At 67.9% G+C, this 13,422-nt stretch carries 11 protein-coding genes; 5 read left to right on the top strand and 6 right to left on the bottom strand.

Going from position 1 to position 13,422, the window contains the following annotated elements:
* Window positions 1-102: 102 nt before the first annotated feature.
* Genes recQ through H8S47_RS10375 form a run of 3 tightly spaced genes read left to right on the top strand, consistent with a single transcriptional unit; the run spans window position 103 to window position 2,692 of the window.
* Entirely contained in the window at window positions 103-1,872 is a 1,770-nt protein-coding gene (gene recQ, locus H8S47_RS10385; RefSeq protein WP_187503800.1) for a DNA helicase RecQ, read from the top strand.
* Window positions 1,869-2,297: a protein tyrosine phosphatase family protein gene (locus H8S47_RS10380; protein WP_187503799.1), complete on the top strand. Its 429-nt coding sequence runs from the start codon at window positions 1,869-1,871 to the stop codon at window positions 2,295-2,297. Before recQ ends, H8S47_RS10380 begins: the two co-directional genes overlap by 4 nt.
* Window positions 2,294-2,692, top strand: coding sequence for a hypothetical protein (locus H8S47_RS10375; RefSeq protein ID WP_187503798.1), 399 nt, complete (start codon window positions 2,294-2,296; stop codon window positions 2,690-2,692). The genes H8S47_RS10380 and H8S47_RS10375 overlap by 4 nt, the downstream gene beginning before the upstream one ends.
* A gap of 724 nt (window positions 2,693-3,416) precedes the next feature.
* Here H8S47_RS10375 and H8S47_RS10370 read toward each other — a convergent pair.
* From H8S47_RS10370 to H8S47_RS10345, 6 genes are all read right to left on the bottom strand, one after another.
* On the bottom strand, window positions 3,417-4,769 hold the full coding sequence (locus H8S47_RS10370) for an ammonium transporter (RefSeq protein ID WP_235982775.1): 1,353 nt from the start codon (window positions 4,767-4,769) through the stop codon (window positions 3,417-3,419).
* A 23-nt stretch (window positions 4,770-4,792) separates the two neighbouring features.
* A complete protein-coding gene (locus tag H8S47_RS10365) occupies window positions 4,793-5,131 on the bottom strand; it encodes a P-II family nitrogen regulator (protein ID WP_056053652.1) in 339 nt (112 codons plus the stop codon).
* 270 nt (window positions 5,132-5,401) lie between these two features.
* Entirely contained in the window at window positions 5,402-6,976 is a 1,575-nt protein-coding gene (gene purH, locus H8S47_RS10360) for a bifunctional phosphoribosylaminoimidazolecarboxamide formyltransferase/IMP cyclohydrolase (protein ID WP_187503796.1), read from the bottom strand.
* Window positions 6,977-7,169: 193 nt separating this feature from the next.
* On the bottom strand, window positions 7,170-8,885 hold the full coding sequence (locus tag H8S47_RS10355) for a heparinase II/III family protein (RefSeq protein ID WP_328805491.1): 1,716 nt from the start codon (window positions 8,883-8,885) through the stop codon (window positions 7,170-7,172).
* A gap of 17 nt (window positions 8,886-8,902) precedes the next feature.
* Entirely contained in the window at window positions 8,903-9,559 is a 657-nt protein-coding gene (gene rpe, locus H8S47_RS10350; protein ID WP_187503795.1) for a ribulose-phosphate 3-epimerase, read from the bottom strand.
* 172 nt (window positions 9,560-9,731) lie between these two features.
* Window positions 9,732-11,009: an RsmB/NOP family class I SAM-dependent RNA methyltransferase gene (locus H8S47_RS10345; RefSeq protein ID WP_187503794.1), complete on the bottom strand. Its 1,278-nt coding sequence runs from the start codon at window positions 11,007-11,009 to the stop codon at window positions 9,732-9,734.
* A gap of 104 nt (window positions 11,010-11,113) precedes the next feature.
* Here H8S47_RS10345 and H8S47_RS10340 point away from each other — a divergent pair, with 104 nt between their 5' ends.
* Window positions 11,114-11,272: a DUF1674 domain-containing protein gene (locus H8S47_RS10340; protein ID WP_107963485.1), complete on the top strand. Its 159-nt coding sequence runs from the start codon at window positions 11,114-11,116 to the stop codon at window positions 11,270-11,272.
* Between the two features lie 209 nt (window positions 11,273-11,481).
* Window positions 11,482-13,338: an AsmA family protein gene (locus H8S47_RS10335; protein WP_187503793.1), complete on the top strand. Its 1,857-nt coding sequence runs from the start codon at window positions 11,482-11,484 to the stop codon at window positions 13,336-13,338.
* The last annotated feature ends 84 nt before the right edge of the window (window positions 13,339-13,422 follow it).

Raw genomic sequence — 13,422 nt, 5'->3', positions numbered from 1 at the left:
ACGGTGTCGCACATCGTGACGCCGTCGCAACGATTTTCCGGGCGGGAATGAATGTATGCGCGCCCTCGACGGGGCGGCATGCCGCGCCTAGATCGCTTGGCAATGGCACTCGACCCTCTTCCCGATCTGCAGCGCATCTTTGGTTTTCCCGATTTCCGCGGCGTGCAGCGCGATGTCGTCGACCGGGTGCTGGCCGGGCAGCGGACATTGGCCGTCATGCCGACCGGGGCGGGGAAGTCGCTGTGTTATCAGTTGCCCGCGACGATGCTGGAGGGGACGTGCGTGGTCGTGTCGCCGCTGATCGCGTTGATGCATGACCAGTTGCGGGCGGCGACGGCGGTGGGGATCAAGGCGGCGACTTTGACGAGCGTCGATACGAACCGTGAGGAGACGATCGCACGGTTTCGGGCGGGCGATCTGGACCTGCTGTATGTGGCGCCGGAGCGCGCCTCGAACGAGAGCTTTCGCAATCTCCTGTCGCAGGCCAAGCTCAGCTTGTTCGCGATCGACGAGGCGCATTGCGTCAGTGAATGGGGGCATGATTTCCGGCCGGACTACCGGTTGCTCCGGCCTTTGCTCGACAGCTTTCCGGACGTGCCGCGGCTGGCGCTGACCGCGACTGCGGATGCGCATACGCGGGCGGATATTCTCGAGCAGCTGGGGATCTCCCGCGAGGGGCTGATCGTATCGGGGTTCGACCGGCCGAACATCCGCTATGCGATTTCGGGGCGCGACAACGTCAACCGGCAGATCGCGGATATCCTGGAGAAGATCCCGGGGCCGGGGATCGTCTATGCGCAGACGCGCGCGGCGACCGAAAAGCTGGCGGAGGCGCTGGGGCGGAGCGGGCGGCCGACGCGCGCCTATCATGCGGGGCTCGATCCGCAGGTGCGCGCGAAGAACCAGGCCGATTTCGTCGCGAGCGAGGACATGGTGATCTGCGCCACGGTCGCGTTCGGGATGGGGATCGACAAGCCCGACGTGCGGTTCGTGTGCCATGCCGGGCTGCCGAAATCGATCGAGGCCTATTATCAGGAAACCGGGCGCGCGGGGCGTGACGGCGATCCGGCGATCGCGCACCTGTTCTGGGGCGCGGAAGATTTCGCGCGTGCGCGGCAGCGGATCGGCGAGGTCGAGCCCGAGCGGCAGGCGGGCGAACGCCAGCGGCTGACCGCGATGGGCGGGCTGGTCGAGACGGCGGGGTGCCGGCGGCGGATCCTGCTCAAGCATTTCGGCGAGGAGCGGCTGGAGGATTGCGGGAATTGCGACAATTGCCTCGGTAATGTCGATGCGGTGGATGCGACCGAGACGGCACGGAAGTTCCTGTCGGCGGTGTTCCGGACCGGGCAGATGTTCGGGGTAGGGTATATCGAGAGTATTCTGACCGGCGTTTCGTCGGAGCGGAGCCTGATGAACGGGCATGAGGCGTTGTCGGTATACGGGATCGTCGATGGCGACGAGGTCGCGTTGCTGAAGCCGGTGTCGCGTGCGCTGATGCTGAAAGATGCGCTCAGGACCAATCCGCATGGCGGGCTGGAGTTCGGGCCGGCGGCGAAGGCTATCCTCAAGGGCGAGGCGGCGGTGTCGATCGTCGTGCCGCCGAAGCGCGAGTGGCGGCGCAAGGGGGCGGTTGGCGCTACGCCGAACCCGGTCGACGATCCGCTGTTCGAGGCGCTGCGCGTGCGGCGGCGCGATCTGGCGAAGGAGGCGGGCGTTCCGCCGTATGTGATCTTCCACGATTCGGTGCTGCGTGACATGGCGGCGCAGCGGCCGGCGTCGCGGGCGGCGCTCGCGGTGCTTTCAGGCATTGGCGCGCGGAAACTCGACGCCTATGGGGATGCCTTCCTCCAGGTGATCCGCGAGTCCGCATGATACGGCACATCAACGAAAGTATTTCGGTCGCGCCGCAGATCGGCGTCGAGCACGTCGCGGAGATCGCGGCGGCGGGGTTCAAGACGATCGTCAACAACCGGCCCGACGACGAGGATGCGGGTCAGCCTTCGGGTGACGCGATCCGCGCGGCGGCGGAAGCGGCCGGGCTCAAGTACGTCTCGATTCCGGTGACACATGCGGGGTTCTCGCATCCGCAGATCGACGCGATGACGCAGGCGCTGACGGATTCGGACGGGCCGGTGCTGGCGTATTGCCGGTCGGGGACGCGGAGCTGCAATTTGTGGGCGCTGGCGGCGGCGAAGGCTGGGCGGAATCCGAACCTGCTGCTCGCGCAGGCCGAGGACGCCGGGTATGACCTGCGCGGGATCCGACCGATGCTGGACGCGCTCGCAGGGCCGCGATGACGCCTGCGATCGTCGGCGGCGTCGTGGCTGCCGTGGTGGTGTTGCTGGGCGCCTTGAGCTGGGTGGTCGTGCGGATGCGGCGGGTCGTGAAGATCGAGACGCCCGAGGAAGCAGCGGAGGCGGCGCAGGCGCAGCTTGCCGGGTTCGCGGTGGCGGGGGCTGTGGTCGGGGCGGATGGCCGGGGGGCGCTTGCCGTTGCCGACGATGGGCGCGTGGCGGCGGTGAAGCGGATCGGGAAGCGGTTGGCCGTGCGCGAGGTTTCGTGGCGGACGGTGCGGGCTACGCAGGAGGGGATACTGGTGGAGACCGGGGACCGGGCCTTGGGGGCTGTGATGCTGGCGCAGGTCGATGTGCTGGATATCCGGCGATTGGCGCCGAAAAGCGTTCGGGTTTAGCGGGGGCTTTCGCTGGGTTCGCTGCTTTTGTGCGCCCGCGCCTCTCGCCCGGCCTACCCCCTCGCCGGTCAGTTCCACCCACCCCGTTCGCCCTGAGTAGCTGCTGAGCTTGTCGAAGCGGCGTATCGAAGGACAGGTTGGTGCGCGGAACCTGTCCTTCGATACGCGCCCTCGATACGCTCCTTGCGGAGCTACTCGGTCGCTACTCAGCACGAACGGGTGGGGGTGTTTGCGCGAGTTATAGCGGGTGTTCGTACCACCCCGGCGAAGGCCGGGGCCTAATTGGGGGACGGCGATAACGGAGGACTGTTCCTCGTTACATCGACCTTGCCAATTGGACCCCGGCCTCCGCCGGGGAGGTGCTGGCGCACAGGACTTGAGTGCCGACCGATGCGGGGAGACAGCACTCTTCTGCTCCCCTTCCGCTCGCGGGGGGGGTCGGGGGAGGGGTTAGCCCCATAGGCCGGACGCCAGTACGTACGTCGGCCCCTCCCCTAACCCCTCCCGCAAGCGGGAGGGGAATTTAAATCTCGCCGCTTTGCTTGGTCCTGGGCTCCCGCCTTCACGGGAGAATAGAGGAGGTGCGTTCCCCCCTCACATTCGATCGAAGTCCCACTTCGGTCGACGCAAAAAAAGGCCCGGTGTGTTGCCACACCGAGCCAAGGTTGTCCGCAGGAGGAACGTCGTGGGTGCGGGCTCGCTCGGCCCGCTACCGATCAGGTGTTCAGTTGTAGGCGCGCTCGCCGTGTTCGCCGATGTCGAGACCCTCGTGCTCGACTTCCGGCGAGACCCGCAGGCCGGTGACGGCCTTGGCGACGTAGATCGCGATCGTGGTGCCGATCGTGGCCCAGATGATCGTCACGATCACCGCCTGGATCTGCACGAAGAGCTTGGCGCCCATCGCATAGTCCGCAGCCCCGGGCCCGCCGAGCGACGGGGCGTAGACCACCGCGGTGCCGATCGCGCCGACCATGCCGCCGATGCCGTGGATCCCGAAGGCGTCGAGCGAGTCGTCATAGCCGAGCATCGGCTTGAGCTTCGAGACCGCCATGAAGCAGATCAGCGAGGCGATCGCGCCGAGGATGATCGCGCCGAACGGGCCGGAGTTGCCCGCAGCCGGCGTCACCGCGACGAGTCCGGCGACGATGCCCGAGCAGAAGCCGAGTGCCGAACCCTTGTGACCCGAGAGCTTCTCGGCAAGCATCCAGAACAGCGCAGCGGAGGCTGTGGCGACGAAGGTGTTGAGCATCGCGAGCGCGGCCGAGCCGTTCGCCTCGAGCGCCGACCCTGCGTTGAAGCCGAACCAGCCGACCCAGAGCAGCCCGGTGCCGATGCCGGTCATGACCAGCGAGTGCGGCGCCATCGGCTCCTTCGGATAACCGATGCGCTTGCCGAGGATCAGCGCCGCGACCAGCGCCGAGACGCCGGCGTTGATGTGGACCACGGTGCCGCCGGCGAAATCGAGTGCGCCCGCCTTGAAGAAATAACCGCTCGATGCCCAAACCATGTGCGCGATCGGGAAGTAGACGATCGTCAGCCAAATCAGGCCGAACACCATCACCGCCGAGAATTTCATGCGCTCGACGACCGAGCCCAGGACCAGCGCGATGGTGATCGCGGCGAAGGTCATCTGAAAACAGATGAAGACATATTCGGGGATCTCGACGCCGGCGGTGAAGGTCGCCGCCTGCGAGGCGGGCGTGACGCCCTTCAGGAACGCCTTGTCGAAGCTGCCGATGAAGTTGCTAAGCAGCGGGTTGCTCACGTCCGGACCGAACGCCAGCGTGTAGCCCCACATCACCCAGATCAGCATCGCAAGTGCCGCGACGGCGCCGATCTGGGTCATGGTCGACAGCATGTTCTTCGACCGCGTGAGACCGCCGTAGAACAGCGCGAGGCCGGGCAGGATCATCATCAGGACGAGGACCGTCGAGGTCATCATCCAGGCGGTATCGCCCTTGTTCACGGTAGCAACGACGGGCGCCACCACCGGTGCGGCTGCGGCTTGTGCCCAGGCGGGTGCGGCGGCGATCATCGCGGCTCCGAACCCTAGCGCCGCGACGGCGGCTGTCTTCATATCAAGCTTCATCATGTCCCCCCTCAGAGCGCTGAATCGTCGGTTTCGCCGGTGCGGATCCGCACTGCCTGGCCGACGTCGAGCACGAAGATCTTGCCGTCGCCGATCGCGCCGGTGTTCGCCGATGCCTGGATCGCCTCGACCACGCGGTCGGACAGGCTGGCGGCGCAGACCACCTCGATCTTGATCTTGGGCACCATGTTGGTGCTGTACTCGGCCCCCCGATAGATCTCGGTCTGGCCCTTTTGACGGCCGAAACCCTTGACCTCGGTGACCGTCATGCCGGCCACGCCGATCGTGGTGAGCGCTTCGCGCACCTCGTCCAGCTTGAACGGCTTGATGATGGCAATGACGAGTTTCATCGCGGCCCTTCCCCCTTGTTACGGGAGATGCCTCGCAATGTGCGTGCCAGTTGCGGCGTGGAGGAGTAAGGTGTGCTTGGGGAGCGGGTAGAGAGGCGATTTGCGGTTAAAACTTGTGCAGTGCGGTGGAGGTGCCCGTTTTATGGGCAGCCTTGCCATGCACACTGTTCTCCCGCGGAGGCGGGAGGCCAGGGTTACTAGCGATGGCGTTTGTGGTCCTGGGCCCCGCTTTCGCGGGGGAACGGTTAGTGAGCGTCCGGCGCGGCGAACTCAGTGGCGGAAGTGGCGCATGCCGGTGAAGACCATTGCGAGGCCGGCTTCGTCCGCAGCCGCGATGACGTCGGCGTCGCGGATCGAGCCGCCGGGCTGGATCACTGCCGTCGCACCGGCCTCGACCGCCGCCAGCAAGCCGTCGGCGAACGGGAAGAACGCGTCGGAGGCGACCGCCGAGCCGATCGTGCGCGGGGTCGACCAGCCGGCCTTCTCCGCGGCGTCCTTCGCCTTCCACGCGGCAATGCGCGCGGATTCGAGGCGGTTCATCTGGCCCGCGCCGATCCCTGCGGTGCTGCCGTCCTTGGCGTAGACGATCGCGTTGGACTTGGTGTGCTTGGCGACGGTCCAGGCGAAGCGGCAGTCGATCAGTTCCTGCTCGGTCGGCTGGCGCTTGGTGACGACCTTCAGTTCACCCGGCGTGCCGTTGTCGCGGCCCTGGACGAGCCAGCCGCCGGCGATCGACTTTGCCGTCAAGCCCGCGCGGGCCGGGTCGGGCAATTCGCCGGTCAGCAGCAGGCGGAGGTTCTTCTTGGCGGCGAACAGCGCGATCGCTTCCTCGTCGGCATCGGGAGCGACGACGACTTCGGTGAAGATGCCGGTGATCGCGCGTGCGGTCTCGGGGTCGAGCGTACGGTTGACGGCGATGATGCCGCCGAATGCGGAGACCGTGTCGCAGGCGAACGCGGCGGCATAAGCCTCGGCGAGCGTCGCGGCGGTGGCGACGCCGCAGGGGTTGGCGTGCTTGACGATGACGACCGAGGGGTCGGCGTCGCGGAATTCGGCGATGAGTTCGAGTGCGGCGTCGGCGTCGTTGAGGTTGTTGTAGCTGAGCGCCTTGCCCTGGAGCTGGCGGGCTTGGCCGATGCCGCGGACGTTGCCGGTTGCCGTATAGAAGGCGGCGGACTGGTGCGGGTTCTCGCCGTAGCGAAGCGTGTCGCCGCGCTTGAGCGTGATCGGCAGCGTGGCGGGGAATTCCTCGGCCTGGTCGACGGTGCCGAACCACGTCGCGATCGCCGAGTCATAGGCGGCGGTGGTGGCAAAGGCCTTCGCGGCGAGTTTTTTGCGGTCGTCGAGCGTCGTGGTGCCGCCCGAGACGAGTGCATAGTCGGCGGGGTCGGTGACGATCGCGACATAGGCGTGGTTCTTGGCCGCCGAGCGGACCATGCTGGGGCCGCCGATGTCGATATTTTCGATCACGGTGTCGCGGTCGGCGCCCTTCGCGACGGTGGCCTCGAACGGGTAGAGGTTGACGATGACGAGGTCGATCGCGCCGATCTGGTGCTCGGCCATCGAAGCGGCGTGACCGGCGTCGTCGCGGACCGCGAGCAGGCCGCCGTGGACCATCGGGTGGAGCGTCTTGACGCGGCCGTCCATCATTTCGGGGAAGCCGGTGAGTTCGCTCACGTCGCGCACGGTGAGGCCCGCGGCGCGGAGGGCGGTGGCGGTGCCGCCGGTGGAGACGAGCTCGACGCCGTGGCCCGCGAGCGCCTTGCCGAGATCGACGATCCCGGTCTTGTCGGAGACGGACAGGAGCGCGCGCCGAATGGGGAGGGTGTTCGGGATGCTGGTCATGAGGGTCTTTCGTCGGGGGTCGCCGTGCGGCGGTGCCTTAGCGTTGGTTGACGTTGGGGAACAGAGGGGTGTGCTTCTCCCCTCCCTGGAAGAGAGGGGTTGGGGGTGGGTCGGGTTCCGCGTGGTCCAACCGTTGGAGCGCGAGCTGGCCTACCCACCCCCGGCCCCTCCCTTTCAGGGAGGGGGGAAGAGGTCAGGCCTTTTTCAGGGCCCAGCTCACGCTCGCGCCGCCGGCCGCCGCTTCGCCGGTGATCATCAGTTGCTGGGTCGCGACCGGGCGGCCGTCGGTGTCGATCCAGACGCTGTCCTCGACCACCAGCGCGCCACCGCGGCAGCGGAATTGCCACAGGGGGCCGCCGGGCAAGCGGAGGATCGCGCCGAGCCCGTCTGCCGTGGGGGAAACCTGCACGCCTTCGCCGAGGTGGAAGCGGATCGCGAAGAGAGAGAGACCGGTGCGGCGCTTGCGGCCTTGCGGCAGCAGCGCATCCTCGCCGCGGAGTTCGCGGCCGTCGCCGGTGAGCATCAGCTGGCGGCGGTGGAGGAAGCCCCAGCGGCGGACATAGCCGTCGTGGCTCGCCTCGATCCGGCTGGCGGCGTCCGATTCCTGGCGGCTCAGTTCGACTTCGCCGACGCCGCGCCCGAGCGTGCCGTCGGTGAGGATCGCGGTCGAGTTGCTGTCGGCGATCGTCAGCGTGGAATGGGCGGCAGTCGAGCGCAGGCCTTCGACCATCGCGGGCGGGAGTTGCGCGATGCCCGCGCGGGCGCCGCCGCAATTGACGACGATCCGCGCGGGGCCATCGGAGAATTCGAACGCGAGCGTCGAGGCGCAGCCGCCTTCGACGAGGCGGGCGATTGGCGGTGGGGCGGCGTCGACGATCAGCACCGCGGTACCGGCGGCGAGGCGTTGATAACCCCAGTCACGCGCCTGGCGGAGCGGGCGGGTGCGGACGCCGCTGGCTTCGATGACCGCGGCGACCTGCGTTTCGGTGGTGGGCCCCCCGCCCTGCCAGCTCGACAGGCCGCGGTCGGCGTGCGCAACACCGAGCAGCGCCGCGACCATCCGAGTGAGCGTGACCGCGACCGTCTCGGGGAGTTCGGCGCTCCGCGCGGCGTAGCTTTCCTGGAGGAGCGTCAGCAGCTGGATCGAATCGAGCAGCATCGCCGGGCTGCGCGAGACCGAGCCGCCATCGTCGAACAGGCCCGTGCCAAGCGCGCGGAGGAGGCCGGCTTCACCGAACGCCTGCCTTGGTTCTCCGCCGGGGATTAGCAGCCCGGCCGCGACGACTCCGCACCACGCGGCGATGCGGGGGGCGCCCGCCGGCGCCTTGTCGGCATTGCGGTCGAGGTGGAGGGCGCCCTTTGCGAGCGCGTTGAGCACCTTCGAGCGGTAGATTTGGTCGGACGACGACAGGATCAGTGGCGCATGCGCGGTCCAGGCGAGGATGCGCCGACCCCACATGTCCGGGCGCCACGCGATCCCGCCCTGCGTGTCGGCGTGCGCGGTCAGCCAGAGGCCCATGAGGTATTCGGCGATCGGTGCGCCACGCGCACGCGTAGCGACGGTCGACAGGTCGCGAAGCCAGGCGAAACTGTGAAGGTATTCGGCGAACGGCTTGGGGAGCGGCTTGGCGAGATCGAGCGTCTCGATATCGCGCGCTTCGCCGCGGAACGAGAGGACGCCTTCGAGCAACATCGTACCGCGCGGGATGTCGCCGAGGATGGGGTCGTCGGGGACCGCAATCAGCTTCAGCGGGTAGCGGCCCTTGAGGCGCAGCGTGTGGAGCGGGGTGCGCCACGTCAGGCGGTGGAAGCGCTCGGCCAGGCGGTCGGCGAGCGACAGCCCCTTGTCGCCGCCGAGCCGGATCAGGCGGCGGCCTTCGTCGATCCCGTCGGGGGCGGGATCGGTCACAAGATCACGCGGCTCGTTCACCCCCGCAACGCGGCGATGTTGGCGGCGTAGTGATCGGGGCCGCCGCGGAAGACCGAGGTGCCGGCGACCAGCGCGTCGGCGCCAGCGTCGATGCAGCGTTTCGCCCACTCGGCGTCGACGCCGCCATCGACTTCGAGATCGATCGCGCGGCCGCTCTTTTCGATCATCGTGCGGATCGCCGAGATCTTCTTGAGCTGGCTCGGGATGAAGCTCTGCCCGCCAAAGCCGGGGTTGACGCTCATCACCAGCACGAGGTCGACCATGTCCAGCAGATAGTCGAGCATCTTCGCCGGCGTGCCGGGGCAGATGACGACGCCCGCGCGCTTGCCGAGGCTCTTGATGTGCTGGAGCGAGCGGTGGATGTGCGGGCCGGCTTCGTAATGCACGGTGATGCAGTCGGCGCCGGCCTCCGCGAACGCGTCGAGATACGCGTCGACGGGGGAAATCATGAGGTGGACGTCGAACGGCTTGGTGGTGACGCCGCGGACCGACTTCATGACCGCGGGGCCGAACGAGATGTTGGGGACGAAATGGCCGTCCATCACGTCGATGTGGATCCAGTCGGCGCCGGCCGCGTCGATGGCGCGGACTTCCTCGCCGAGCTTGGCGAAATCGGCGGAGAGGATCGAGGGGGCGATGCGGACGGGTTGCATGGTTTTGTCCTAGCGCGGGATTCGGTTGGTGCGAAGGGCCTCTTGATCCTCCCCCGCCAGGGGGAGGTGTCGTCGAAGACGACGGAGGGGGAGGAACACGCAACCTGCGGTGTCGCCCCCTCCCCCTCCGTCTGGCGAGTGCCAGCCACCTCCCCCTTGCGGGGGAGGATTTTTAGGTGCGCTTCAGTCTCGTAATGAAGAAGCCGTCGCAGCCGCCTTGGTCCGCCAGCATGCCGGGGAGCGTGCGGATCGTGCCGGTTTCCGTTGGCGTGATGCCAGCGGGGAGTTCGGACTGGTCGACCGGGGCGATCGTGTAATCGCTGCGGGCGGACAGGAACGCGTCGAGCTGCGCTTCGCCTTCGGAGGGTTCCAGCGAGCAGGTGGCGTACACCAGGGTGCCGCCGGGCTTCACCCAGTCCGCCGCCCGCGCGAAGATCCGCGCCTGCAACGCGGCGGTTTCGGCGATGATCGAGGGGCGGACGCGGTGGAGGACGTCGGGATGGCGGCGGAAGATGCCCGTCGCGCTGCACGGCGCGTCGATCAGGATCGCATCGGCGGGCTCGGTGGGTGCCCATTCGAGGATGTCGGCGTTGACGACCTCGGCCTTCAGATGCGTGCGATACAAGTTCTCGCGGAGGCGCTTGATGCGGCTCTGGGAGTTGTCGACCGAGGTGACGGTCCAACCGGCGCTCGCGAGTTGCAGCGTCTTGCCGCCGGGTGCCGCGCAGAGATCGAGAACATGGCCCTCCCCTTTGCCCAGTAACCGCGCGGGGAGCGAGGCGGCGATGTCCTGCACCCACCAGGCGCCGTCGCTAAAGCCCGCCATGTCGGGGACCGAATCATGGTCGCCGAGGCGGAGATGCCCGGGCATGAAACTTTCGCCGCCGAGTTTCTCGCGCCAGCCTTCGGTCTCGGACGGATCGGCGATCGTCAGGTCGAGCGGCGGCACCTGCGCGATCGCGCGGCCGGCGGCGTCGACCATCTCCTCGCCCCACGCCGCTTCCCAGCGCAGTTCGACTGGGGCTGGCAGCGTCGGCACTTCGGGGAGCAGCATGTTGGCGCGGAACAGCGTACCGAACACGCCGTGGACGAGTTTGCGCGGGCCACCGTCGACCAGCGGCAACACCGTCGAGATCGCGGCGTGCGAGGGGGTGCCGAGGATCAGCACCTGGACCAGCGCGATCCGCAGCGCCATCCGCGCCTTGGCATCGTCGGGCAGATTGGTCTTGGTGACCGAATCGATCATCGCGTCGAGATCGGGGAGGCGGCGGAGCGTCTCGGCGGCGATCGCGTGCGCGAGGCCGCGGTCGGGGCCGTGGATCGCGCGGGTTGCGGCCGGCAGTGCGGATTCGAGCGACTCGCCGCGACGCAGGACGGCGTCGAGCAGGCGGAGCGCGGCCCGGCGGGTGGGGACGCCGAGCGGCTCGGGGGCGTGGGTATAGTCGGGCATATGAAGGTCCTTCGCGTTCGGTTTGCTGCGCGGCTTGTGGCAAAGCGGCGCGACAGGGCCCATGTGGCGGTTACGACGCCAACACGCAAATCCGGAGAGCCGCGATGGGCCAGCGCCCCGATCACGTTAAGCCACCCGAATATCTCGCGAAGAATACGCCGGTGCCGAAGCCCGAGGCGATCGTGCCCGACAAGGACCCCGAGCCGCGCGATCCTACGCGCTATGGCGATTGGGAGCTGAAGGGCATGGCGATCGATTTCTGAGGCGCTCGACCCACCTTACCACCCCGGCGGAGGCCGGGGCCCAAGTGGCAAGGTGGTCGTAACGTAGCGCTGTCCGTCGTTAGCGACGTTGCCCAATTGGGCCCCGGCCTCCGCCGGGGTGGTGCAGTGGCTAGGGCGAACGGACGTAATCTGCGGCAGCGGTCCTGACGCAGGCGGAACGATTTCCCCGGCGGCGCGTCGCCGCTATGATGAGGGGATTCTTCGAGAAACGCTGGGTTAAAGTCACCGGCATCGTTGTCGCGAGCGTGCTCGTGTTGGGGCTGGTGGGGCTTGCCGCGTTTCCGTGGGGATCGCTGAAGGGCGTGATCGAGCGGCAGTTGACCGCGCGGTTCGGGCGGCCGGTGACGATCGGCGGGATCGAGCGGGTCGACGCGTTCGGGTTCAATCCGACGATCCGGATCACGAACGTACGGATCCCGCAGGCCGACTGGGCCGGCAAGGGCGATTTCGTCGATCTGCGTGAGGCCGAGGCAACGTTTTCGGGGCTCGCGCTGCTGAAAGGTGCGTTCGGGCCGCGCGACGTGAAGGCGCGCGGGCTGCATCTGGTGCTGGTGCGCGACGAGAACGGTCGGACCAACTGGGAGCGGCCGGGCAAGCCGAAGGGCGGCGGCAGTTCGACCGATCTCGAGGGGCTGACGATCAGCGACAGCGTGATCGAGTATCGCGACGACAAGGAGGATCGCTTCGTCAAGGCGCGGTTCGCGTCGGATCCGGTGCATGGGGTCCGGGCGGACGGGAGTGGGACGATCCGCGGCGCTGCGGTGCGGATCGGCGTCGCGGGGCCGTCGGTCGAGAAGTTTCATGGCAAACCCTGGCCGTTCACCGCTTCGATCGATGGCGAAAAGCTGTCGGTGACCGCCAAGGGCCTCATGGACAAGCCGCTCGATACCGATGCGATGACGCTGGACGTCACGGCACGCGCGTCCGATCTGAAGCTGATCGACGCGGTGATAGAGGCGGGGCTGTTCCGGACGCAGCCGGTGTCGTTCAGAGCGCATGTCCGTCACGACCAGCCGAAATGGACGATCACGCAATTGAAGGGCGTGGTCGGGCGGTCGGATTTTTCCGGTCACGTGTCGGTCGACAAGCAGGCGGGGCGCAGCAAGGTCGACGGCGACATCGTGTCGCGCCAGTTCGACTTCGGCGACCTCGCCTCGGACGAGGGCAAGGCCGAGGGTGCCGCGCTGGAACGTCGGATCGGCCCGCGGCTGGTGCCCAACACGCGGATCGATATCGGCAAGATCGATACGACGGACGCGCGGATGGGGTTTCGGATTGGGCGGATCGTCAGCGCCAAGGGTTCGTCGCCGATCCTGTCCGCGAAGGGCACGCTGGCGATCGATCATCAACTTCTGACGCTCGGCGATCTGGTCGCGCGACTGCCGCATGGCAACGTCACGGGCAAGGTGACGGTCGACCAGCGCGGCGACCGGAAAGTGCCGACGGTCGATATCGACCTCAGGCTGCGCGGGAGCAGCGTTCAGGATATCGCGGGCGGCGGCGGCGATTTCAGCGGCAACGTCAGCGCGCGGGTGCGGCTGAAGGGGCCGGGCGAGACGATCCGCGCGGCGGTCGGGCGGTCGAACGGGACGATCGGGTTCGTCGCGCGCGATGGGCAGTTGCCGCAGGGGATTGCCGCCGCGCTGGGGTTCGATGCGGCGCGGGCGTTGCTGGCGAAGGATGGTGAGCGCGCGGGTCTGCGATGCGTGGTGTTGAAGCTGGACGTGACGGGCGGGCGCGGGCGGGTCGATCCGATGATCGTCGATACCACCGCCAGCCAGTTGCGCGGGGCCGGGAGCGTGGTGTTTCCGGGGGAGACGCTGGATATTCGACTGACCGGGACGCCGAAACAGCATGCGCTGCTGCGGTTGCCGGGGTCGGCGTATCTGACGGGGACGATCGAGCGACCGGCCGTGACGATCCCGCCGGAGGTGAAGTCGGTGGGGAATATCTTCAAGGCGATCGGGCGGGCGATTTCGGGGAAGCAGGGGCCGGTCGCGGGGGATGCGGATTGTTCGGGGCTCGCGGGGCGCGTGTTGCGGTGACCTCTTGATCCTCCCCCGCCAGGGGGAGGTGGCTGGCGCTTGCCAGTCGGAGGGGGAGGTAAGAGGAACCGCTGTTCCGTATCC

The sequence above is a fragment of the Sphingomonas albertensis genome (assembly GCF_014358075.1).
Taxonomy (GTDB): Bacteria; Pseudomonadota; Alphaproteobacteria; order Sphingomonadales; family Sphingomonadaceae; genus Sphingomonas; species Sphingomonas albertensis.
The sequence above is the reverse complement of the archived record's forward strand: the minus strand, read 5'-3'. Positions and strand labels throughout refer to the sequence as shown.